General features: G+C 63.5%; 2 protein-coding genes and 1 pseudogene. All 3 read left to right on the top strand.

Annotated features, from left to right (window positions below):
- The first annotated feature begins 135 nt into the window (after positions 1–135).
- Positions 136–1,332, top strand: a complete 1,197-nt coding sequence (locus EN914_RS32020; protein WP_024502241.1) for an ABC transporter substrate-binding protein — start codon at positions 136–138, stop codon at positions 1,330–1,332.
- Positions 1,333–1,427: 95 nt separating this feature from the next.
- Positions 1,428–2,198, top strand: coding sequence for an ABC transporter ATP-binding protein (locus tag EN914_RS32015; protein WP_024502242.1), 771 nt, complete (start codon positions 1,428–1,430; stop codon positions 2,196–2,198).
- Positions 2,199–2,209: 11 nt separating this feature from the next.
- Positions 2,210–2,471, top strand: a pseudogene (locus EN914_RS32010) (branched-chain amino acid ABC transporter permease); the annotation flags it as partial.

The raw sequence follows: 2,471 nt of genomic DNA, 5'->3' as shown, positions 1-2,471 counted from the left end.
GATCGAACTCGGAACTGCCCGCCGCATTTTTGCCGTTGACAAAAAAAATCTAACCCGCATTCTGTCTTCTGTCCACAGAGGACTATATGCAAAATAATTGAAGCGGTGCCTTGCTCACCGCCAAGGGGAACGACGATGAAATCTGTTGCTGTGGCCGCTTCGGCCGCAATCGCCCTTCTGTTGCCTATGACCGGCGTGCGTGCCGAAGAGCCGATCAAGATCGGTTTCGCCATCGCGGAATCCGGCTGGCTTTCGAACTACGACAGCGCGCCCTTCAAGGCGGCGGTCATGAAGATCGAGGAGATCAACAAGGCTGGCGGCCTGCTGGGACGCCAGATCGAGTATTCCGTCATGGACACCAAGACGGACCAGGCCCGCGCTGCAACCGTCGGGGCGCAGCTCGTCGATGGCGGCGTCGACATGCTGGTCGTCTCCTGTGACTACGATTTTGGCGCCCCGTCGGCGCTTGCCGCCAAGCAGGCGGGCAAGATCGCCTTCAGCCTGTGCGCCGCCGATCCGAAAATGGGCGTGCAGGGCGTCGGCCCGCTCACCTTCACCGCCAACAGCGCGGCGCAGTCGGAAGGCATCGCGATTGCCGAATATGCGCAGAAGAAGATGAATCTGAAGTCGGTCTACGTGCTTGAAGACCTTACGATCGAATACAACAAATCGGCCTGCGCCGGATTCCGCGCGGCCTGGGCCGCGGGTGGCGGCGAGGAAACGATCCTCGGCAATGACACCTTCAAGAACGACGACCCGTCGATCGCCTCGCAGATCACCCGCCTCAAGGGGCTTGCAAGGCAGCCGGACGCGGTCTTCGTCTGCTCGTTCACGCCGGGTGGCGCCTCTGCCGTGCGCCAGCTGCGCGCCGCCGGCATCGACCAGCCGATCCTCGCCAACACGGCGATGGTCGACAATTATTGGCTCAACGCCGTACCGGGCCTGAAGGATTTCTACCTGCCCGCCTTCATGTCGCTTTACGGCGATGATCCGCGGCCGGAGATGAACAAATTCCTTGAAAGCCACAAGGCGCGTTACGGCGAGCCGCCGGTCTCCTCCTACTCGGTTCTGGGCTACAGCCTCATCGAGCAGTGGGCGTATGCGGTTGAGCAGGCGAAGACGACTGAATCCGAAGCGGTGGTCGGCGTCATGAACGCCTTCAAGGACCAGCCGTTCACGGCCGGCCCGACCTCGTTTAGCGATCAGCTGCATATCCAGGTCGACCGCCCCTGGCTGATCATGAAGGTCGAGAACGGCTCCTTCCATGCCGTCGAGGTCTACCGGAACTCGTTCAAGCCGGACATGAAGCTCCTGTTCCGCGTCGGTCAGTAACCGGCTGCGATCCGCCGGCCGCATGGTGGTGCGGCTGGCGGAACCAAATCTCCTGGCAAATTCATAGTCGAGCTTACGGATAGGTCTCGCCCGGTATGTCACGTCCATCGAAAAGATCGGGATCGAGAGAACGGCTGGAGGCGCGCGGTGTTGCCGTCGCCTTTGGCGGCATCCGGGCGCTCAGCGGGGTCGACCTCGAACTCAGGCGCGGCGAAGTCCTCGGCCTCATCGGCCCGAACGGCGCCGGCAAGACGACCATGGTCAATGTGCTGAGCGGATTCCAGCGGCCGACGAGCGGCAGCATCCGCCTTGACGGCATCGACGTCTCGCGGCTGACCGCCCGGAAGATCGCCCAAGCCGGCATTGGCCGCAGCTTTCAGGCGGCGCGGCTATTCCGCACGATGACGGTGGAGCAGAACCTCTCCGTTGCGGCGATCGGAAGTGGGCTGTCTCGTCGGGAGGCCCGCGAGCGGGCGCTCGACATCCTCGACTGGATGGGCCTCGCCATGAAGGCCGACCACCGTTGCAACAGCCTTTCCTATGGCGACGAGCGGCGCGTCGGCATTGCCCGGGCACTCGCCTTGCAGCCGTCCTTCGCGCTGCTCGACGAGCCGGCCTCCGGGATGAATGACGCGGAGTGCGAGGCGCTGATGGAGGTCATCGCCGAACTGCCGGGCCGCTTCGGCTGCGGCGTGCTGCTGATCGAACACAACATGAAGGTGATCATGGGGGTGTGCCAGCGCATCCATGTGCTTGACGGCGGGCAGAGCCTCGCCGAGGGCTCGCCTCAGGACATCCGGATGAATCCCGCCGTTCGCCGTGCCTATCTGGGCGAAAAAGCGGCCGACAGCACCCTCGCGATCTAGGACCGGACGCCATGGCCAACATCGTTCAAGTTCTCGTCGACGCCATTGCGCTGGGCAGCCTCTATGCCCTTGTCGCGCTGGCGATCGGCCTCGTCTTCGGCGTCATGCGGCTCGTCAATTTCGCGCAGGCCGACTATATTACGATCGGCGCCTATGCGCTGGTCGTACCGACAGCGAGCGTCACGCCGCCGCTGCTGCTCGGCGCGCTGCCCGCTGCCCTCATGATTGGCGGCGTGCTTTTTGTGGTTGTCGTGCTGGCGCTGCTGACGGGGC

Origin of the sequence: Mesorhizobium sp. M7A.F.Ca.CA.001.08.2.1 (genome assembly GCF_003998455.1) — a bacterium.
Taxonomy (GTDB): Bacteria; Pseudomonadota; Alphaproteobacteria; order Rhizobiales; family Rhizobiaceae; genus Mesorhizobium; species Mesorhizobium ciceri.
Note: the sequence above shows the minus strand (reverse complement) of the source record. Positions and strands in the feature narration are given on the sequence as shown.